Origin of the sequence: Rhodopseudomonas palustris BisB18, from assembly GCF_000013745.1 — a bacterium.
Classification (GTDB): Bacteria; Pseudomonadota; Alphaproteobacteria; order Rhizobiales; family Xanthobacteraceae; genus Rhodopseudomonas_A; species Rhodopseudomonas_A palustris_F.
Genome location: NC_007925.1, coordinates 4523146 through 4542802 on the forward strand (window position 1 = coordinate 4523146; position 19657 = coordinate 4542802).

At 66.1% G+C, this 19657-nt stretch carries 16 protein-coding genes; 9 read left to right on the plus strand and 7 right to left on the minus strand.

Annotated elements, in window-relative coordinates; genetic code table 11:
* Window positions 1-280 precede the first annotated feature (280 nt).
* The 4 genes from RPC_RS20355 (at window position 281) to RPC_RS20370 (ending at window position 6571) form a co-directional block, all read left to right on the plus strand.
* Window positions 281-2095, plus strand: coding sequence for a glucan ABC transporter ATP-binding protein/ permease (locus tag RPC_RS20355; RefSeq protein WP_011474479.1), 1815 nt, complete (start codon window positions 281-283; stop codon window positions 2093-2095).
* 274 nt (window positions 2096-2369) lie between these two features.
* Complete coding sequence (locus RPC_RS20360) at window positions 2370-3800, plus strand: serine hydrolase (RefSeq protein WP_011474480.1); 1431 nt, start codon at window positions 2370-2372, stop codon at window positions 3798-3800.
* A gap of 308 nt (window positions 3801-4108) precedes the next feature.
* Window positions 4109-5794, plus strand: coding sequence for a long-chain fatty acid--CoA ligase (locus RPC_RS20365; RefSeq protein ID WP_011474481.1), 1686 nt, complete (start codon window positions 4109-4111; stop codon window positions 5792-5794).
* A gap of 291 nt (window positions 5795-6085) precedes the next feature.
* Entirely contained in the window at window positions 6086-6571 is a 486-nt protein-coding gene (locus tag RPC_RS20370; RefSeq protein WP_011474482.1) for a peroxiredoxin, read from the plus strand.
* 157 nt (window positions 6572-6728) lie between these two features.
* Here the strand turns inward: RPC_RS20370 and rnhA are convergent, their stop codons facing one another.
* Genes rnhA through ispH form a run of 3 tightly spaced genes read right to left on the minus strand, consistent with a single transcriptional unit; the run spans window position 6729 to window position 9131 of the window.
* Entirely contained in the window at window positions 6729-7190 is a 462-nt protein-coding gene (gene rnhA, locus RPC_RS20375; protein WP_011474483.1) for a ribonuclease HI, read from the minus strand.
* Window positions 7187-8167, minus strand: coding sequence for a homoserine kinase (locus tag RPC_RS20380; protein ID WP_011474484.1), 981 nt, complete (start codon window positions 8165-8167; stop codon window positions 7187-7189). The genes rnhA and RPC_RS20380 overlap by 4 nt, the downstream gene beginning before the upstream one ends.
* A 1-nt stretch (window position 8168) precedes the next feature.
* Window positions 8169-9131, minus strand: a complete 963-nt coding sequence (gene ispH / locus RPC_RS20385; RefSeq protein ID WP_011474485.1) for a 4-hydroxy-3-methylbut-2-enyl diphosphate reductase — start codon at window positions 9129-9131, stop codon at window positions 8169-8171.
* 244 nt (window positions 9132-9375) lie between these two features.
* Between ispH and RPC_RS20390 the strand changes: the two genes are divergently transcribed.
* Entirely contained in the window at window positions 9376-10077 is a 702-nt protein-coding gene (locus RPC_RS20390) for a DUF1013 domain-containing protein (RefSeq protein WP_011474486.1), read from the plus strand.
* A 378-nt stretch (window positions 10078-10455) separates the two neighbouring features.
* Here RPC_RS20390 and RPC_RS20395 read toward each other — a convergent pair whose 3' ends face one another.
* On the minus strand, window positions 10456-10773 hold the full coding sequence (locus tag RPC_RS20395; protein WP_011474487.1) for a hypothetical protein: 318 nt from the start codon (window positions 10771-10773) through the stop codon (window positions 10456-10458).
* Between the two features lie 613 nt (window positions 10774-11386).
* On the opposite strand from RPC_RS20395, the gene RPC_RS20400 reads away from it, so the two are divergent.
* From RPC_RS20400 to RPC_RS20410, 3 genes are all read left to right on the plus strand, one after another.
* Window positions 11387-11920, plus strand: coding sequence for an REP-associated tyrosine transposase (locus RPC_RS20400; protein ID WP_011474488.1), 534 nt, complete (start codon window positions 11387-11389; stop codon window positions 11918-11920).
* Between the two features lie 510 nt (window positions 11921-12430).
* The gene (locus RPC_RS20405; RefSeq protein WP_011474489.1) at window positions 12431-12865 is read left to right on the plus strand and encodes a phosphate-starvation-inducible protein PsiE; all 435 of its coding nucleotides are present in this window, start codon (window positions 12431-12433) and stop codon (window positions 12863-12865) included.
* Window positions 12866-13498: 633 nt separating this feature from the next.
* The gene (locus RPC_RS20410; RefSeq protein WP_011474491.1) at window positions 13499-13717 is read left to right on the plus strand and encodes a hypothetical protein; all 219 of its coding nucleotides are present in this window, start codon (window positions 13499-13501) and stop codon (window positions 13715-13717) included.
* A gap of 254 nt (window positions 13718-13971) precedes the next feature.
* Here RPC_RS20410 and RPC_RS25685 read toward each other — a convergent pair whose 3' ends face one another.
* Window positions 13972-15633, minus strand: a complete 1662-nt coding sequence (locus RPC_RS25685; protein ID WP_011474492.1) for a hypothetical protein — start codon at window positions 15631-15633, stop codon at window positions 13972-13974.
* Between the two features lie 37 nt (window positions 15634-15670).
* The gene (locus RPC_RS20420; RefSeq protein ID WP_011474493.1) at window positions 15671-16963 is read right to left on the minus strand and encodes an adenylosuccinate synthase; all 1293 of its coding nucleotides are present in this window, start codon (window positions 16961-16963) and stop codon (window positions 15671-15673) included.
* 504 nt (window positions 16964-17467) lie between these two features.
* Between RPC_RS20420 and RPC_RS20425 the strand changes: the two genes are divergently transcribed.
* Entirely contained in the window at window positions 17468-18019 is a 552-nt protein-coding gene (locus RPC_RS20425; protein WP_011474494.1) for a LuxR C-terminal-related transcriptional regulator, read from the plus strand.
* Between the two features lie 38 nt (window positions 18020-18057).
* On the opposite strand, the gene RPC_RS20430 is transcribed toward RPC_RS20425, so the two are convergent.
* A complete protein-coding gene (locus RPC_RS20430; protein ID WP_011474495.1) occupies window positions 18058-19656 on the minus strand; it encodes an MBL fold metallo-hydrolase in 1599 nt (532 codons plus the stop codon).
* Between the last annotated feature and the right edge of the window lies 1 nt (window position 19657).

Below are 19657 nucleotides of genomic sequence, written 5' to 3' on the forward strand. Positions count from 1 at the left end.
GCGTCGCCGCAGTCGACCGCACCGTTTGCTAGGACGTGTGCGGATTACATGGCATGACGCGGGCCGATGACCGTTGACGACGATCAACCAACGGAAAATGGCGGCAGGACGTCATCGTCCGGTTTCCGAGCGGCGATGTCACCGTCAGGTTAGGTGATGGCCCCATGATTCTCAAGTTGGCCGGACGGCGCGGATCCTGCCGGGGTACGCGGAACCGAATTCCTTCGCGGCGCAAAATGCTCTAACGATAGCGCTTCTGGCTGATCGAGAGCGCCTTCTCATGTCCATGCTTCGTCTCTACACCCGGGTGCTGCAACTGCTCGGCGGAGAAGCCCGGCTCGGCTGGATCCTGGCGTTCGCCAATCTGTTGCTGGCCGGAGCGCAATTCGCCGAGCCTGTGCTGTTTGGCCGCATCGTCGACGTACTGTCCGGCAACCTCTCGACCGGCGCGCTGCAAACCTCGGTCGCCTCGCCATGGCCGTTGCTCGGCGCCTGGGTCGCCTTCGGCCTGTTCACCATCCTGTGCAGTGCGGCGGTGGCGCTGCACGCGGACCGGCTCGCGCATCGCCAGCGCCAGGCGATTTTGACCAGCTATTTCGAACATATCATGCAGCTGCCCTTGACCTATCACACCGGCACCCATTCCGGCCGGCTGATGAAGGTGATGCTGCAGGGCACCGACGCGCTGTGGCGGCTGTGGCTCGGCTTCTTTCGCGAGCATTTCGCCGCGATCCTGTCGCTGGTCGTGCTGCTGCCGCTGGCGCTGTATATCAACTGGCGGCTGGCGATCCTGTTGTTCATCCTGTGCGTGGTGTTCACCGTGCTGACCACGCTGGTGGTGCACAAGACCTACAGCATGCAGGGCGAGGTCGAAGAGCAGTACAGCGATCTCTCGGCGCGAGCCTCCGACGCCCTCGGCAACGTGGCATTGGTGCAGAGCTTCGTGCGGATCGACGCCGAAGTGCAGGGGCTGCGCTTCGTCGCCGACCGGCTGCTGGCACTGCAGATGCCGGTGCTATCCTGGTGGGCGCTGGTTACCGTGATCACGCGGGCCTCCACCACCATCACCGTGCTGGCGATCTTCACCGTCGGCATCGCGCTGCACGAGCAGGGCCTCACCAGCGTCGGCGAGATCGTGATGTTCGTGTCGTTCGCCACGCTGCTGATCCAGAAGCTCGAACAAGTGGTGTCCTTCATCAACAGCGTGTTCATGGAGGCGCCGCGACTGCAGGAATTCTTCAACGTGCTGGACGCCGTGCCGGCGGTGCGCGACCGCCCCGATGCGGTCGATCCCGAGCGGCTGCAGGGCCTGGTCGAATTCAAGGACGTGTCGTTCTCCTATGACGGCAAGCGGCCGGCGGTCGCCGACCTGTCGTTCACCGCGCGGCCCGGCGAGACCATCGCGCTGGTCGGCGCCACCGGCGCCGGCAAATCCACCGCGATCGCGCTGCTGCATCGCGCCTTCGATCCGCAGTCCGGCGTGATCAGGATCGATGGCCTGGACGTCCGCGACCTGACGCTGGCCGGGCTGCGGCGCAATATCGGCGTGGTGTTCCAGGAGGCCTTGCTGTTCAACCGCTCGATCGCCGACAATCTGCGGGTCGGCAAGCCGGACGCCACCGAGGAGGAAATGCGCACCGCCGCCAGCCGCGCCCAGGCACTCGACTTCATCGAACGCAGCGAACAGAAATTCGACACCAACGCCGGCGAACGCGGCCGCATGCTGTCCGGCGGCGAGCGGCAACGGCTGTCGATCGCCCGTGCGCTGTTGAAAGATCCGCCGATCCTGATTCTCGACGAAGCCACCTCCGCGCTCGACGCGGTGACCGAGGCCAAGGTCAATCTGGCGCTCGACGAGGTGATGAAGGGCCGCACCACCTTCGTAATCGCGCATCGGCTCTCGACCATTCGCCACGCCACGCGCATCCTGGTGTTCGAAGCCGGGCGGGTGATCGAAAGCGGAACTTTCGATGAATTGCTGGCGCGCCAGGGCCATTTCGCCGCACTGGCGCGCGCCCAGTTCATGGTGCAGGAGACCTCGCGTGCCAACATGGCTGCTCCGCTCGAACATGCAGCGAGTGCGAAGATCAGTTGATAACGGTGTCATTGCGCCCGCCGTTGCCTTGGTCCCGTTGCCCCCGCTCCGCTTCGCGCCGGCGGGGCCGCGCCGTCGAATTTTGGCCCCTTTCGTCGACGATTAACCTGTCGCGAGCCCTGTTCTGCGAACCCAAGCCGGTATAGGTTTGACCACGCCATGGTGCTTGGCGGCTGGATACGCTTGAAGGCCGAACTCAACAGGATCTGCGCGCCACGCGCGGGCCCCAAAAGACCGGAATCGGATAGTGCATTCTTTTGCTCTCGCGTTTCGCATGCCGTCGTTGAAGTTGTTGGCCCTGCTCGCGGGGCTGTCCGCTTGCGCGCTCACGCCACGCGCGGCGCAAGCCGAAGCGCTGCTGCTGATCGAAGCCGATACCGGCAAGGTGCTGCAGGCTGAGAACGCCACCTATCCGTGGTATCCGGCCTCGGTGACCAAGCTGATGACCGCCTATGTCACGCTGAAGGCGATCAAGGAAGGGCGCATCACGCTCGACACGCTGCTGACGGTATCGCCGACCGCGGCCTCGCAGTCGCCCTCGAAGATGGGATTTCGCGCCGGCACCCAGCTCACCGTCGACAACGCCTTGAAGATGATGCTGGTGAAGTCGGCCAACGACATGGCTGTGGTGCTCGCCGAAGGCGTCGGCGGTTCGATCGACGGCTTTTCGGCGATGATGAACGACAACGCGCAGCGGCTCGGCATGACCCAGACCTCCTACGTCAATCCCAACGGATTGCCGGCCGACGGCCAGATCACCTCGGCGCGCGATCTCGGCATTCTCGCCCGCGCCATCATCCGCGACCTGCCGGAATACGAGTATTTCGTCCATATCCCGTCGATCCGTTTCGGCAAACGGGTGACGCAGAATTTCAACCGGCTGATCGGCCGCTATCCCGGCGCCGACGGCTTCAAGACCGGCTTCATCTGCGCCTCCGGCTTCAACCTGGTGGCGTCGGCGACCCGCGACGGCAAGCGGCTGATCGCGGTGGTGCTCGGCGCGCCGTCGTCGCAGGCCCGCGCGCTGAAAGCCGCGCAATTGCTGGAGCGCGGGTTTTCCGCCAACCAGCTGACCTGGCTGCGCCCGGCGCTCGGCACCGTCGACAACCTGGCGCCGATCGACGCCGCACCGCCGAATTTGCGCGACGAGATGTGCGGGCCGAAACGCAAGCGCCCGGCCAGCGATGAATCCGAGGAAGACAACATCGCCAGCGCGACCGGCGAGAGCGCCATGAGCTTCTTCAGCGCCGGGCTGCAGCCGCCGGCCTTGCGGCCGGTGGATATGCTCGCCGCAGCCCCCGCACCGTCCGAGCCGATCGTGGTTTATACCGGGCCGAAGAAGACCGGCGCCGAACTGATCGCCGCGGTCGCGGTCGAGGCGCAGAAGCAAACCCCGAAGCCGCGCGGCAAGAAAACCCTCGCCGCCAAGAAGCCGGATGGCGCCGCCGACGCCAAGGACAGCAAATCAGCCGGTTCGGACGGCCGGGTGTCGCTGACCATCGATCCGAAAGCTGCGCCGAAGCCGGCGCATGCCGGCAAGCAGGTCCACGCCAAACCTGACGCGGCGGCGGTGAAGCCCGCCGAGAAGCCCGCCGCCTCGGCGACAGCCAAACCGGCCGCCAAGGATAAGCCGAAGGCGGCCAGCAAACCGACGCCGAAGGCGAATACCACCGGCGACGCCAAGCCAGCCGACCCGAAGACCTAACTGACGCGGCGCATCTACCGCGGCGCACCAGCGTATTCCGCGGTTCGGAACGCGCTACCGCGACGCGTTCCGTCCGCCGGACTTCGTCGGCCCCCGCGCAAACCCCCTCGACTAACCGCTGCTTGCGTTCGGGCGCGGCTTTGCCCAATACTTCCCGCCAACAAGGCGCCCCGCGCAACAGCGGGGACCGCAGGTTTATGGCGATCGAACGCGCCCTGGCATTTTCAGGTGGATCTCGTTTGCATGGACATGGGCCTGGCAACCGATTGGAGCAGCGCGCTCCAAGGAAGGACTCGAGGGGAAACATCATGGAGCGCATCTGGCTCAAGCATTATCCGCCCGGCGTGCCCGCGGACATCGACGTCAACCAATACCCGTCGCTGGTCGACCTGCTGGAAGAGAGCTTCGCGAAATTTCGCGACCGCAAAGCCTTCATCTGTATGGACAAGGCGATCAGTTACGGCCAGCTCGACGAGATGTCGACGGCGCTCGGCGCTTATCTGCAAAGCAAGGGGTTGAAGCAGGGCGCGCGCGTCGCGGTGATGATGCCGAACGTGCTGCAATATCCGATCGCCACCGCCGCGGTGCTGCGCGCCGGCTTTGCCGTGGTCAACGTCAATCCGCTCTACACCCCGCGCGAGCTCGAACATCAGCTGAAGGATTCCGGCGCCGAGGCGATCATCGTGTTGGAGAACTTCGCCTCCACCGTCGAGCATGTGATCGCGCGCACCGGCGTGAAGCACGTCATCGTTGGCGCCATGGGCGACCTGCTCGGCTTCAAAGGCGTCATCGTCAACTTCGTGGTGCGCCGGGTCAAGAAAATGGTGCCGGCGTTCTCGCTGCCGAGCAAGGTGGCGTTCAACGACGCGCTGGCCGCAGGGCGCAGCCTCAAATTTGCCAAGCCGACAATCGGCCCGGACGACGTCGCCTTCCTGCAATATACCGGCGGCACTACCGGCGTGTCGAAGGGCGCCACGCTGCTGCATCGCAACGTGGTCGCCAACGTGCTGCAGAACGACGCCTGGCTGCAGCCGGCGCTCACCAAACCGCCGCATGTCGATCAGTTGTTCATCGTCTGCGCGCTGCCGCTGTATCATATCTTCGCGCTCACCGTCTGCTTCCTGCTGGCGATGCGCGCCGGCGGCGTCAACCTATTGATCCCCAATCCGCGCGACATGAAGAGCTTCATCAAGGAATTGAAGAAGTATCAGGTCAACAGCTTCCCCGCGGTCAACACGCTGTACAACGGCCTGCTGCACGCCGAGGGGTTCGACCAGGTGGACTTCTCCAAGCTGAAAATTTCCAACGGCGGCGGCATGGCGGTGCAACGCCCGGTCGCCGAGCAGTGGAGCAAGCTCACCGGCTGCGGCATCGCCGAAGGCTACGGGCTGTCGGAAACCGCGCCGGTCCTGACCTGCAACCCGGCGACTATCGACAGCTTCACCGGATCGATCGGCCTGCCGCTGCCCTCGACCTATCTGTCGATCCGCGACGACGCCGGCAACGAATTGTCGCTCGGCCAGATCGGCGAGATCTGCGCCAAGGGTCCGCAAGTGATGGCCGGTTATTGGAACATGCCGGAGGAAACCGCGCTGGTGATGACCGAGGACGGTTACTTCCGCACCGGCGACATCGGGGTGATGAGTGAAGACGGCTCCACCAAGATCGTCGACCGCAAGAAGGACATGATCCTGGTGTCGGGCTTCAACGTCTATCCGAACGAGGTCGAGGAAGTCATCGCCACCCATCCCGGCGTGCTGGAATGCGCCGTGGTCGGCGTCCATGATTCGCGCAGCAACGAATCGGTGAAAGCCTTCGTGGTGAGGAAAGATCCCGAGGTGACCGCCGAAGAGATCATCAAGTTCTGCCATACCCAGCTGACCAACTACAAAGTGCCGAAACAGATCGAATTCCGCACCGAACTGCCGAAGACCAATGTCGGCAAGATCCTGCGCCGGCAATTGCGCGACGAGAAGAAACAGGCCGCGGCGTAAGCCGAAACGCTCGATGATCAGCGTGCCCCGACAAAGCGCGGCGCGCCGCGCTTGCGGCGTGGCGCGCCACGCTTTGTCCGGGGCCGTTGCGGAACGCGGCGCTTGCAACGGTCCCGGCTCGCGGTGCAGCCAAGGCGCTGCGCCGCGTCCGGGACACCGGACTTCAGCGGCGCAGCCATTCCACCGCCGCAACGCGACCTCCCGACCGTGATCGTCGCGTCACCGCCGCGGAATATTGTCACGCTGGCGGATGCCGACTAAACCACTCGTCCATCCAAGGAGAGACTGATCATGACCATCAAGGTTGGCGACCAATTGCCCGAGGCCAAGTTTCGCGTGATGAGCGAGGAAGGTCCGCAGGTGAAGACCACCGAGGACATCTTCAAGGGCAAGAAAGTCGCGGTGTTCGCGGTGCCCGGCGCTTACACCGGAACCTGCCACAAGATGCATCTGCCGAGCATCTTCCTCAACGCCTACGCGATCAAGGACAAAGGCGTCGACACCATCGCCATCGTCTCGGTCAACGACGCCTTCGTGATGGGCGCCTGGAAACGCGACACCGACCTGCGCAACGAAGCGACCTTTCTGGCCGACGGCAATGCCGAGTTCACCAAGGCGATCGGCATGGAACTCGACGCCTCGGGCAACGGGCTCGGCATCCGCTCGCATCGCTACTCGATGCTGGTCGAGGACGGCGTGGTGAAGACACTCAACCTCGAGCCGAACCCCGGCAAGGTCGAAGTCTCCGGCGGCGATACGCTGCTCGAGCAGCTGTGAGCTAGTCTAAGATAATCGGTGCCCCGGACAAAGCGCGGCGCGCCGCATTTGCGGCGCGGTGCGCTGCAGATCCGGGGCCGTTACGGACCGAAGCGCTTGGAACGGTCCCGGCTCACGGCGCAGCGCCAAGGCGCTGCTCCGCGTCCGGGACACGGTGTCAGCCGATCTTCGATTTCAACTTGTGCTCGATCAGGCCGTCGCGGGCCAGTTGATCGGCGCGTTCGTTCTCGTCGTGGCCGGCGTGGCCTTTGACCCAATGCCAGCGCAAGTCGTGCTGTTTCAACGCGGCGTCGAGCCGCTGCCACAGGTCGACGTTCTTCACCGGCTTCTTGTCGGCGGTCTTCCAGCCGTTGCGCTTCCAATTGTGAATCCAGGCGGTGATGCCTTGGCGGACATATTGGCTGTCGGTGTAGAGGTCGACCGTGCACGGCTTGGTCAAGGCTTCGAGCGCCGAGATCGCCGCCAGCAATTCCATGCGGTTGTTGGTGGTGTGGGTTTCGCCGCCTTTGAGTTGTTTTTCGATCTCGCCGAATTTCAGGATCGCGCCCCAGCCCCCCGGCCCCGGGTTGCCGGAGCAGGCGCCGTCGGTGTGCACCCGGACCGCCGGAAGCGCGCTCACGCCACCACCCCCGAGGCGGTGACGCCGTAGTCGCGGATGCTATCGACGCTCTGGTGGAAGCGCAGCTTGCGGGCGTATTCCAGCGGATCCTTCGGCCGCACCAAGGCGCCGGCCGGCACGTTCAGCGAATCCACCAGCCGCGTCAGCAAAAAGCGCAACGCCGCGCCGCGCGCCAACAGCGGCAGCGCGTCTTCTTCTGAAGTGGTCAGCGGCCGCTCGCGACCGTAGCCGCCGAGAAAGGCGCGCGCCTTGGTGACGTTGAAGGAATGATCCGGCTCGAAGCACCAGGCGTTCAGGCAGATCGCCACGTCGTAGGCCAGGATGTCGTTGCAGGCGAACGGAAAGTCGATGATGCCGGACAGCGTGTCGCCGAGGAAGAAGGCGTTGTCGGGAAACAGATCGGCATGGATCACGCCGTCCGGCAGCTGCTTCGGCCAGGCGTGTTCGAGATAGTCCAGTTCGGCGTGCAGCAGCGCGTGCAGCCCGTGCTGCAACGGGTCGGCGCCGGCGGCGGACTGTTCGAACAGCGCCCGCCATCCACCCACTGACAATGGATTGGCGCGGCGCAGCGGAAAATCCTGTCCGGCCAGATGCAGCCTGGCGAGCCCCTCGCCGACCGCGGCGCATTGCGCGACGTTGGGCCGGCGCGGCCACACCCCTTCGAGGAAATTGATGATCGCCGCCGGCCGCCCCATCAGGGTGCCGAACACCGCGCCGCCGCGGTTCTTCTCCGGCTGCGGGCAACGGATGCCGCGCTCGGCCAGATGGCTCATCAGCGTCAGGAAATACGGCAGGTCCTCGCTGGCGACGCGCTTTTCGTACAGCGTCAGGATGAACGAGCCCTTCGAGGTGTGCAGCAGATAGTTGGAGTTCTCGACGCCTTCGGCGATGCCCTTGTAGGACAACAGCTCGCCGATGTCGTAGCCGCGCAAAAACTCCGCCAGCTCCTCGGCGGCGACGTCGGTATAGACCGCCATGCTACTCGGCCGCGTCGGGCCGCAGCGCGCGCGGCAGCGGGAAGAACTCGTTCTCTTCCGCAGCCGACACCGTCTCGACGCGCAGTTCGTAATGTTCGGCGAACGCGCCCATGATCTCCTCGACGATGACCTCGGGGGCGGAGGCCCCGGCGGTGAGGCCGAGGCTGGTGATGCCCTGGAACAGCGTCCAGTCGATGTCGTCGGCGCGCTGCGCCAAAACCGCGATCTTGCAGCCTTCGCGCTCGGCGACCTCGCGCAGGCGCTGCGAATTCGAGGAATTCGGCGCGCCGACCACGATCATGGCGTCGACGATCGGCGCCACCTTCTTCACCGCCGCCTGGCGGTTGGTGGTGGCGTAGCAGATGTCTTCCTTGTGCGGCCCGGAGATGTTGGGAAAACGCTCGCGCAGGATCGCCACGATGCCCGCGGTGTCGTCGATCGACAGCGTGGTCTGGGTGACGAAAGCCAGGTTGTCGGGGTCCTTCGGCTGATAGGCAGCGGCGTCCGCCGCGGTTTCGATCAGCGACACCGCGCCGGCCGGCAACTGGCCGAGCGTGCCGACCACTTCCGGATGGTGCGAATGCCCGATCAGCAGAATCTCGCGACCGCGCTTGAAATGGATTGCCGCCTCGCGGTGCACCTTGGTGACCAAGGGACAGGTGGCGTCGAGCGAGAAGAAATTGCGCTGCAGCGATTCGGCGGGAACCGATTTCGGCACGCCATGGGCGGAAAACACCACCGGGGCCTGGGTGTTGGGGATTTCCGCCAGTTCCTCGACGAAGATCGCGCCCTTGGCGCGCAGGCTGTCGACGACGTAGCGGTTGTGCACGATTTCGTGGCGGACATAGACCGGGGCGCCATACAACGCCAGCGCCCGTTCCACGGTGTCGATCGCCCGCACCACGCCGGCGCAGAACCCGCGCGGCGAGCAAAGCAGGATTTTCAGGGGCGGTTTAGACTGCATCTGATCGATCCGGGGCTGATTTTACCGCACCATAGGATCGGCCGCGGTCGCCGCCAATTGGCGTTTCGGGTAAGACATGAATGACCAGCACTTGGGGCGGCTTTGCGGCGCTGTCAAGGGCGAACAGCAGGCCATTGCGCGAGTCCCCCGCTGAGGCTTATATAGGCCGGAATTCCCGTCATCGCTGATGACCCGACGGCTTCGCCTCCGAAAAGAGGTGGGCGAAGCGCAAAGGAGATGTGCCATGAGCAACGCGCCGTTGATGCCGAAGGCAACCGCCGTCTGGCTGGTCGACAATACCGCGCTGTCGTTCGACCAGGTCGCCGACTTCACCAAGATGCATCCGCTGGAGATCCGCGCCATCGCCGACGGCGACGCCGCCCAGGGCATCAAGGGCATGGACCCGATTTCCACCGGCCAGCTCACCCGCGACGAGATCGCCAAGGGCGAGAACGACCCGGATTACCGGCTGAAGCTCGGCGAAAGCCGGGTGGCGCTGCCGCCCGCCGCCAAGAAAAAGGGCCCGCGCTACACCCCGGTGTCGCGTCGTCATGAGCGGCCCTCCGCGATCCTGTGGCTGGTGCGCAACCATCCCGAGCTGAAGGACGCGCAGATCATGCGCCTGGTCGGCACCACCAAGACCACCATCGCCTCGATCCGCGACCGCACCCATTGGAACGCCTCGACGCTGACCCCGATGGACCCGGTGACGCTCGGGTTGTGCTCGCAGATCGAGCTCGACTTCGAGGTGCAGCGCGCCGCCAAGGAAAAGCCCACCGACCAGGCCTATGGCGGCGCCACGCTGCTGCCGGCCTCGGAGACCACCCGCAAGGACGCCGAACAGGACAGCGACGAGAAGAGCAGCGACGATCTCGACGTCGACGCGGTGTTCGCCAAGCTGAAGACCATCGGCGGCAAGAAGCCCGAGGACGAAGACGAGGAATAGGCGCTTCGTCACCTGTAGCTGCTCCAATCGCACGCGACTGAGCGAGATGCGGCCACAAATAACCTCTCCCCGCTCTGCGGGGAGAGGTCGACCCGGCGGAGCGCCTGCGTAGCCGGGTCGGGTGAGGTAGCGAGCGTAGCCCGGATGAGCGAAGCGACATCCGGGATGATGGTTATGGATGCCTCATGGTCCCGCATATCGCTTCGCTCATGCGGGCTACGACTACGACGCGCCGTCTTCCTGACCACTTCAAGACTCCTCCTGCCCCGATCGGCGCGGCCGCGCTGAACCGCACGGCCATGCCCCTCACCCCACCCCTCTCCCCGCAAGCGCGGGGCGAGCGAGCAGGCTGCCGTCGCCGCGGCGCTGCGGCCCACGTCACTCCCTCTCTTGCTCGGCGCGGTCCTGATAGAACTGCAGCATGCCGTCGACCGCGATGTATTCGTCGAGCTCGGGCAGCACCGGCCGGCGCAGCATCGCCAGACACGCGAAGCTGTCGCTGACGCAGGCCCGGGCGCGCTTGCAGGCTTTCATGCGGCAGCGCCGCGGGCCGCCGGAATGCACCGCCATGCCGCGGCGCACCGCGCGCAGGCACTGCTCATAGAGCGGATCGGGCGCCGCGGCCGCGGCCTGTTCGGCGAGCCGCTGGGCGCGCATCGCGGCGGTCTCGAAGCGTTTCGGCGGACGTCGTGTCATGGCGGGTCCTTTCGCGTGGCGGTGATGAGCGGATGGCTGCGGGCATGCCGCCGCGTTCGGCGCAGCGCCGCTGGATCGAAACTGGTGATGGCTTTTCTAAAAACTCCCAGCGAGGGAGGCGGAGCGCCGAAAGGCGCGCCTTGTTAGTTGGGCCGCGACGCGACCGCCTCGGCGATCGGCGGCGCGGCAACGCCTTTCGACGCTCCGCCGCGGCGACTTTTCGCTCCAGGGCCGTGCTTCCGGGTGCAGGCGCGATGCACTCCGCACCGCCGATCCCGGCGGTTTCCCGCCGTTCACCTGCACCGCGTCCAGCCAACCAGCAAGTGGCAGACTCTCCTAGTGGAGCCGGACGGCGACCTCGAGCGTCCCGAGTGCGCAAGGAGACGTCCTCCCCGCGCCCGCAGGCGCCGCATCCCGCCCCGCGCCTCGAAGCGTCCTAGGAAACGCCCCTCGATGAGGTGGGATGGCGGGATGATAGCAAGGCGGCGGATAGTGTCAAGGCTTTTATTCCTATATTCGAGCAGGTCGCTGCAGGATATGGTTTGAAGCGACCGACGGACTCGTAGGGCGGATTAGCGCAGCGTAATCCGCCGCCCCAACGTGCGATGACGCCATGCCGAATTATCGCCGCGCATTCATTCCTGGCGGATGCTGGTTCTTCACGGTCAATCTGCTCGAACGACGCGCGACCTTGCTGGTCGATCACGTCTCGATCTTGCGCGATGCGATTGCGCACACGCGGAAGGCTTACCCGTTTCAGATCGACGCCTTTGTCGTTCTCCCGGATCACATCCACGCGGTATGGACACTTCCGCCGTCGGACGCCGATTTCTCAACACGATGGCGGTTGATCAAGACCCGCTTCGCAAAGGCTTTGCCGAAACAGGAGCAACTCAGCGCCGTTCGCCAACGGCGCGGCGAGCGGGGCATCTGGCAGCGTCGGTTTTGGGAACACCTCATTCGAGACGAGGCGGACTACGCGCGCCACATTGAATATTGCTACATCAATCCGATGAAGCACCAATTGGTCAGCCGCGTGCAGGATTGGCCGTATTCCTCTTTTCACCGCGACGTTCAACGCGGCTTGATCCCGCCCGATTGGGCCGGCGAGGCCACCGCCGAAGGTGAGTTCGGTGAAGGTGCGTAGGCGGTCAGCCGATGGCGGCGGGTTTGCGGATCGATAAGATGGCGGATTACGCTTCGCTAATCCGCCCTACAGCGAGCTCCCTGTTGCGAGATTCCGGGTTCGCTCCCGCGAACGCGCTCGCGCCCCGGAATGACGTCGGCGGTTGGGGTCGGCGTTCGATCGCGACTCCACGGATGCGCGCGCCCGCGGCTCGTAGGATGGGTTGAGCGCGCGTAGCCCGGGTGAGCGCAGCGATACCCGGGGTTTTGGCTGCGGCTCCTCCGCATCCCCGCATGTCGCTTCGCTCATGCGGGCTACTGCTGAGCCGAACAGCGGCGGGTTTGCGGATCGATACGGTGGCGGATGACGCTTCGCTCATCCGCCCTACAGATTTTACCGCGCCATCCGTCAGTTCCGCTGCGACATAACGCGGCAAGCGCGGCAGAACGTCACCTTGCGGTTTGCGGCGGTGCGCAACACACAGGCGCAATGCCGCGCTCGCCCGGCGCCAGAATTTTTGGAAATCGAACCATGATGGACATGCCGACCCCCGCCCCGAAGACCATGCCGTTGATGCGGCGGGTGATTCAGCAGCTGGAAAACGTCTTCCTGGTGGTGATCGGGGGGTTCGCCGTGGTGGCGATGGCGCAGGAGGTCTACGAGACCGCGCGGGGGATGCGGGTCGCGCTGCAGGATCTGCTGTTGATGTTCATCTATGTCGAGGTGCTGGCGATGGTCGGCGTCTACTATGAGAGCAAGAAGATCCCGATCACGCTGCCGCTGTTCATCGCCATCACCGCGCTGGCGCGGCTGTTGATCCTGCAGGGCAAGGACCAGCCGCCGCAAAACCTGCTGTATGAAAGCGGCGCCATTCTCATCCTGGCGATCGCCTGCGCGGTGATCAGCTATCGTCCGGCACGCAGCTTCAAGGCCGGCGAGATCGACAACAGCGACGCCGGCCGCTGAGGCGCGACGCCGGCTCGTCGGCGGTCGCTCGTCGGCAGCGAAACGGCTTGGCGCCCCGCATATCGCTGCGCTCATGCGGGCGACCACGACCACTGGATCGTCCGACCCGTGACCACGTCTTCGGCTGATGCGGGGGACGGTTGAACCTTGTTCTCCCCGCAGCGACTACCTTTGGCTGGGAGCGCGCGCCGCGGCGCAAGCACGGGAGAGCTGCATGCAGGTGACCTGGCAAGGCACGTTGGGGTTCAAACCTGAATTGGTCGGCGACTTGTCGCGACTGACGAGCCGGCTGTTGCGCCGCCACGGCGCGGCGGCCGTGTATTGCGCCGTTCAATTGTGATCATACCGTGCGGTTCGGCGCCGCGCATTTTCCCGGCCCCGCGCCGACCGGCCAAGACCGAACGCCGCAAGCTTCGGAAAAGCCCGGCGCGTTCAAGTGCTTGGCGAGATGGAGCACGGCGTCGCCGGAGCCGCGCGGTCGGCGCATAGCGAAGCGTCGCGCAAACAGCCTGCGAGAGCGATTCCAACATCAATTCAATGTCAGATTTTGTCATCGCCAATTCACCGCCGCGACTCACTGCGGCCCCATTGCGCGGCGATGGTCCGCGCGCCAACATCTAAAGGAGACCGCGCATGACCACTTCCGCTTCGCCGAAATTCGACGCCGATTATGTCGCCACCCTGCGCGAGGTGCTGGACATCGCGGTCGAACAGATCGCGATCGAGCATCGCACCCCGGCGACCAAGGCGAAGATGGCCGAGACCATCGTGCGCAGCGCCGCCGAAGGCGTCACCGACGCCAGCGACCTGGTGTCGCAAGCCGTCGCCGCCGGCGAAGGCGGCGCGCCGTAGCTTCGGCGTCGCTCATAAGCCCGGCGTACTTAGCGCCCCTGCGCAAATGCAGCGGCGGTGATCAGCCCCTGAACTCACCACGTCATGGCCGGGCTTGTCCCGGCCACCCACGCCCACCAGCGACGCCTTGCCTGTTGCCGTGGATGGCCGCGACGAGCGCGGCCATGACGCGGAGGGGCAATGGCGTCTATCGGGCTCCCACAGCGTAGCACGGGGTCGCAACGGACGGCCGCTCCCCCGAACGTGCCGGCGACCTACTCGCCCCAGGACGTGAACGCATCGGAGAAGGCGCGCTCGCCGGGCGAGCCCTTCTCGATCGCGATGATGGCGCGGCGCTGGTTGGAATAGACCAGCGGAATGTCGAACCAGGAGCGCTCCTTCAGGAGCTGCAGGTTGCGGGCGCGGTCGGCGTCGACATTGCTCAAGCCCACCAGGAAGAAACCGTCGGTGACCTTGACGGCGAGCCCGGCCAGCGGCGTGCCGCGGGCCTGCTCGTTGGACTTCATCAGGATGCCCGGCACGTTGGAGACGCCGCCGCCGGAAAAATCCGCCGGCAGCACGAACGTCAGTTCCGCGGTGTGGCTGGCCGGCAGCGAGGCGTCGGTGTTGCGGCGGAACGACATCGTCATCTTGAACTTGCGCTCGGCGATCTCGACGTCGGCACGCACCGCGATGTCGCCCGGCTTGCCGCCGCTGCCCTTGATCTGCTCGGTGCGCCACACCACCGTGCCGACATATTGCTTGCCCTTCGGATCGGCCGGATCCTCGTCATACAGCACCACGCGCTGCGCCACCGGCGCCACCTGGTCCATCGACGACGGCTGGCCGACGCGGTCGGCGATCTTCGGCCGGCTGGTGGGCGCGCTCTCCTTCGGGGCTTCCACCACCGCCGGCTCCGCGCTCAACATCGCGCGCAGCGACGACCACGCCGAGGGGCCCCACAGCATCGCGGCGCCGACCAGAACCAGCACCACGCCGATCGCCAGCGCGCTCTTGATCGGAAAGCCGCCGCCGGCGAGCCGGTTCGGCTTCTGTTTCGGCTCCGGGCGCGAGCGCACCGAGGATTGATAGCGCGCCGCCTCGTCCGGGGATTCGTCGTAGGAATAAGGCGGCTCCGGATCGCCGCGGTTCTCCATGCTCGGCTCGAGCCGGTCGAACTCCGGCGACGGCGAGGTGACGTTGGCGTAGGTCTTGCGGGCCTGCCGATTGGCCTGCGCGGCCGCGCGGCCGAGATCGTCGACGTCGGCGGTGACGTCGCGGAAGCCGCGCATCCCGGTGCTGGCGCTCGGCGGACGCTCCGGTTCCTGGCGGCGCGGCGGTTGCGGCGGCCGATCGCGGGACGCCTGCGGATCATCGAGATCCGCAAACGGCGACGGTTGCCCGGGACGCGGCAGCTCGACGCGCAGATTGCGCGGCAGCGGCGGCTCCTCGCGGAGCGGCGGCCGCTCGCCGCGGGTGGACAACGGCGGCGCCGAGGGCCGCGGCGCGCCGTCCTGCGGCGCGGCGTCGCCGGCCTCGGGCTCGGGCTCGCCGGGCCTGATTTCACCGGGTCTGATTTCGCCGGGCCTGATTTCGCCGGGCCTGCCGTCGCCGGGTTTGGCGGCGGGGCGGCTACCGGCGCGCAGGCTGTCGCCGGCGCGCGACGCCTCGGCGGAGCGGTTGCGGGCTTTCTGATCGGCCGACCGGGTGACATCGCGGGCGCGTTGCGCCGCCTCGGATTCGACCTTACGCACCGCCTCTTCCAAGGCCAGCCGCTCGCGGGTGATCTCGGATTCGCTGAGCGGCGGCTGCACCCCGCGCAGCTGCGCGATCAGCGCCGAACGGGCACGTTCGTAGAGCGCACGGCGGCTCTCGCCGGGGGCACTGGGGTCCAGTCCGGCAATGGCGCGGGCGATCAGCGGGTAGTAATCAGCCATCTTGACTCAAAGATTTACGCCTTGCGGTTACATCGTATTAAGCTTCGAACGGGTTCTGCACCAGAATAGTATCTTCGCGTTCGGGGCTGGTGGAAAGCAAAGCAATCGGGCAACCCACCAATTCCTCGACCCGGCGGACATATTTGATCGCCTGCGCCGGCAGATCGGCCCACGACCTTGCGTTGGCGGTCGGTTCCTTCCAGCCCTCAATGGTCTCGTAGATCGGCTCGACGCGGGATTGCGCGCCCTCGCCGGCCGGCAGATGGTCGATTTCCTTGCCGTCCAACATATAGCCGACGCAGACTTCGATGGAGTCGAAACCGTCGAGAATGTCGAGCTTGGTCAGCGCCAAGCCATGAATGCCGCAGGTGCGGACGGTTTGTCGCACCAACACCGCGTCGAACCAGCCGCAGCGCCGCTTGCGCCCGGTGTTGACGCCGAATTCCTTGCCGCGGCGGCCGATCTCTTCGCCGATCTCGTTGGTGAGTTCGGTCGGGAACGGGCCCTGGCCGACCCGCGTGGTGTAGGCTTTGCAGATCCCCAGCACATAGCCGACCGTGCTCGGCCCCATCCCGGTGCCGGTGGCGGCCTGCGCCGCCACGGTGTTGGACGAGGTGACGTAAGGGTAGGTGCCGTGGTCAACGTCGAGCAGCGCGCCCTGCGCGCCCTCGAACAGGATGCGCTTGCCCTCGCGGCGTTTGATGTCCAACAGCCGCCACACCGTCTCCGCATAGGGCAACAGCTTCGGCGCGAACGCGGTGAGTTCTTGCAAGATCTTGCCGGCGTCGAATTCCGGCAGGCTGAAGCCGCGGCGCAACGCGTTGTGATGCGCCAACAGCCGGTCGATCTTCGGCGGCAGCGTGGCGAGGTCGGCCAGATCCATCAGCCGGATGGCGCGGCGGCCGACCTTGTCCTCATAGGCCGGGCCGATGCCGCGCTGGGTGGTGCCGATCGCGGTGGCCTTGGAGGCATTTTCGCGCAAGGCGTCGAGTTCGCGATGCAGCGGCAGGATCAAGGTGACGTTCTCGGCGATCCGCAGATTGTCCGGCGAGATCGCGACGCCCTGGTCCTGCAGCTTCTTGACCTCGTCGAGAAACGCCTGCGGGTCGAACACCACGCCGTTGCCGATCACCGACAGCTTGGAGGGCCGCAGCACGCCGGAGGGCAGCAGCGCCAGCTTGTAGGTCTGGCCGTTGATCACCAAGGTATGGCCGGCATTGTGACCGCCCTGGAACCGCACCACGATGTCGGCCTGTTCCGAGAGCCAATCGACGATCTTGCCTTTTCCCTCGTCGCCCCACTGGGCGCCGACGACGACGACGTTGGCCATTTCCGAAGAATCCCCTGCAAATCCACGAATGAGGCATGATTTGTTCGGAACAGCGGTCACCGCTTTTCCGCATCATGCGAAAGCGCCAAGCCAAAACACGGCCGCGGCCGCTCGCATGCAAGGCATTGCACCGGATAACGGATGCCGGCAGGCGACGCAAGCGGCAAGGCCCGCGTAAAACCCGCCACCGAACCACCAAACCATTGATATCCCCCGAAAATCCTTTCGCTCCGGGAACGCCGCCCAGCCGCCGCGGGCAGCCCGCTGGCGCGCCGATCGGCCGACCGGCCGAGGCGCCGCACGCCACCACGCCCCTGCGGCACCCAGGTATTGGTACGCAGGTATTGGTACTCGGGGTAAAGTTAACACTCGTTAAGGATGCCGCCGGGCACTGTGACGGCACCGCGGATTTGGCAAAACCAGTCCGCTTTCGACCAGCACCGACGGGGCCGCGACGGGCCTTCCGCCGATGTCCCTGAATGCCCGCCAGCCAGGAGCAGAGCCGTGCCGTTGAAGCGTCAAGAGCTGCCGGGCGGCGCCGCGCGCCCAGCCCCGGCCGCCATTCAATCCAATGCGGCGATCGCCGAGCAACTGGTCGGGCCGCTGACGGCGTTGCTGCAGTTCATGCAGGACTTGAAAACCCTGACCGGCGCCGATCCCGGCATCGCGCCCGCCGACACGCTGGTCGACGACGCGCTGCGCGAAACGCAGCGGGTCTGCGCCATCGTCGAAGGCCTCGGCGTCCGGCCGGTGCCCCCGGCCGATGCGACGCTGGTGCCCGGCCAAGACCAAGGCGCCAGCGCCTGGTGGGCGCGCTGCATCGACGCCGCCGGCGAGACGCCGACCGCGACCGGTCGCAGCATACGCCACCGGCTGACGCCGCGCGAACGCGAAGTGTTGAAGCTGATCAGCGGCGGCTCCACCAACAAGGAAGGCGCACTGCAGCTGAGTATCAGCCCGCGCACCTACGAGTCGCACCGCGCCCAGATCATGCGCAAGCTCGGCGCCCGCAACGCCGCCGATCTGCTGCGCAAGGTGCTGGCCGAGGTGCGCTAGACCGCGCGGCCGGCGCACCGCCGGCCGCCGCGACGCCGTCAGCCGGAATTGTCCAACGCCCGGCGCAGCCGGCGGATGATCACACCGCGGGCGCGATCGTCGGCCGCGGCATCGAGCTGCGCGCTGATATCGAGTATCAGTTTTGACATCTCGTTGTGCCAATCGAGCTGCACCACGGCTTCCGGCGCGAGCCGGCGGCGATGCGCGCCGTCCATCACCGTCGGCACCGCTGGGCTGAGATCGTAGATATCGTCGAGCAGCGGCGCGAACAGTTTCGCCGCCGGCACCAAGGTCTCCGCCACCCGCCCCTGCAAGGCCGAGATCGCGGCCTCCTCGCCGTGCAGCAGAAACAGCCCGCGTCCGATCGGCCGCCGGGCGGCGATCCAGCGCGTCAATTCGCCGGCGTCGGCATGGCCGGAGTAATCGTCGATCTGGCGGATGTTCGCCGCGACCTTGATCTCCTCGCCCTGGATCCGCACCGCGCTGGCGCCCTCGGCGAGAAACCGCCCCAGCGTGCCGTGAGCCTGAAAACCGACCAGCAGCACGGTGCCGTTGCGCCGGCACAGCCAGCGCTTCAGATGATGGCGGATGCGGCCGGCGTCGCACATGCCGCTGGCGGCGATGATGATGTGGAAGCCGTTCAGCTTGGCGATCGCCTTGCTCTCATCGACGGTTTCGGTGAAGCGCAGCTGCGCCGAATTCAGCAGCCGATCGACATCGACGCCGCCGTCGAGATCCGCGGCATGTTTGCGGAACACTTCGGTGGCGCGGATCGCCAAGGGCGAATCCAGAAACACCGGCGCGGTCGGCACCTCGCCCTGCTCCATCAGCTCAATCAGATCGACGATCAGCTCCTGGGTGCGCTCCACCGCAAACGCTGGAATCAACAGCGCGCCGCGCCGCTCGGCGGCGGCGCGGACTTCTTCGGCGAGTCTGACGCGGCGCTGCTCCGGCGTGATCGGCGGCCGCTCGCGATCGCCATAGGTGGATTCGCACAGCACATAGTCGAACCCGGCGGGGGCCTCCGGATCGGGCTGCAGCAGCTTGGCGTCGGGGCCGATGTCGCCGGAGGCCAACAGCCGCAGCGGGGCGCCTCGCGCGCCTTCGCCGGCGCATTCGATTTCGATCGACGCCGAACCGAGCAGATGGCCGGCGTTCCAGAACCGCGCGCGGACGCCCGGAATGACCTCGACCCAGCTCTCGTAGTCGACCGGCCGGAACCCGGCGAGCGACGCCACCGCGTCGGCCTGGGTGTAGATCGGCTCGACCTCGCCGCGGCCGCGCGCGGCGTTGCGGCGGTTCAGCGCCAACACTTCGGATTCCTGGATGCTGCCGGCGTCGGGTAGCATGTAGGAGCACAGGTCGCGGCTGCCGCGGGTGGCGAGGATCGGACCTTTGAAGCCCTCGCGGACCAGTTTCGGCAGCAGCCCGGAATGATCGATATGGGCGTGGGTCAACAGCACCGCATCGATCGCCGCGGCGCGAAACGGGAATGCGCGGTAGTTCAATTCCTTCAGCGTCTTGGGACCCTGAAACAACCCGCAGTCGACCAGGAAACTGCCGGCCGATGTCTTCAACAGATAGCAGGAGCCGGTCACGGTCCTGGTCGCGCCGCAAAACTGTATGGTCACGCTCATG

Bases quoted from the DNA above. Each gene is read 5' to 3' on its own strand.
- RPC_RS20355 (WP_011474479.1), top strand. From the start codon at position 281: ATGTCCATGCTTCGTCTCTACACCCGGGTGCTGCAACTGCTCGGCGGA.
- RPC_RS20360 (WP_011474480.1), top strand. From the start codon at position 2,370: ATGCCGTCGTTGAAGTTGTTGGCCCTGCTCGCGGGGCTGTCCGCTTGC.
- RPC_RS20365 (WP_011474481.1), top strand. From the start codon at position 4,109: ATGGAGCGCATCTGGCTCAAGCATTATCCGCCCGGCGTGCCCGCGGAC.
- RPC_RS20370 (WP_011474482.1), top strand. From the start codon at position 6,086: ATGACCATCAAGGTTGGCGACCAATTGCCCGAGGCCAAGTTTCGCGTG.
- RPC_RS20380 (WP_011474484.1), bottom strand. From the start codon at position 8,167: ATGGCGGTCTATACCGACGTCGCCGCCGAGGAGCTGGCGGAGTTTTTG.
- ispH (WP_011474485.1), bottom strand. From the start codon at position 9,131: ATGCAGTCTAAACCGCCCCTGAAAATCCTGCTTTGCTCGCCGCGCGGG.
- RPC_RS20390 (WP_011474486.1), top strand. From the start codon at position 9,376: ATGAGCAACGCGCCGTTGATGCCGAAGGCAACCGCCGTCTGGCTGGTC.
- RPC_RS20395 (WP_011474487.1), bottom strand. From the start codon at position 10,773: ATGACACGACGTCCGCCGAAACGCTTCGAGACCGCCGCGATGCGCGCC.
- RPC_RS20400 (WP_011474488.1), top strand. From the start codon at position 11,387: ATGCCGAATTATCGCCGCGCATTCATTCCTGGCGGATGCTGGTTCTTC.
- RPC_RS20405 (WP_011474489.1), top strand. From the start codon at position 12,431: ATGATGGACATGCCGACCCCCGCCCCGAAGACCATGCCGTTGATGCGG.
- RPC_RS20410 (WP_011474491.1), top strand. From the start codon at position 13,499: ATGACCACTTCCGCTTCGCCGAAATTCGACGCCGATTATGTCGCCACC.
- RPC_RS25685 (WP_011474492.1), bottom strand. From the start codon at position 15,633: ATGGCTGATTACTACCCGCTGATCGCCCGCGCCATTGCCGGACTGGAC.
- RPC_RS20420 (WP_011474493.1), bottom strand. From the start codon at position 16,963: ATGGCCAACGTCGTCGTCGTCGGCGCCCAGTGGGGCGACGAGGGAAAA.
- RPC_RS20430 (WP_011474495.1), bottom strand. From the start codon at position 19,656: ATGAGCGTGACCATACAGTTTTGCGGCGCGACCAGGACCGTGACCGGC.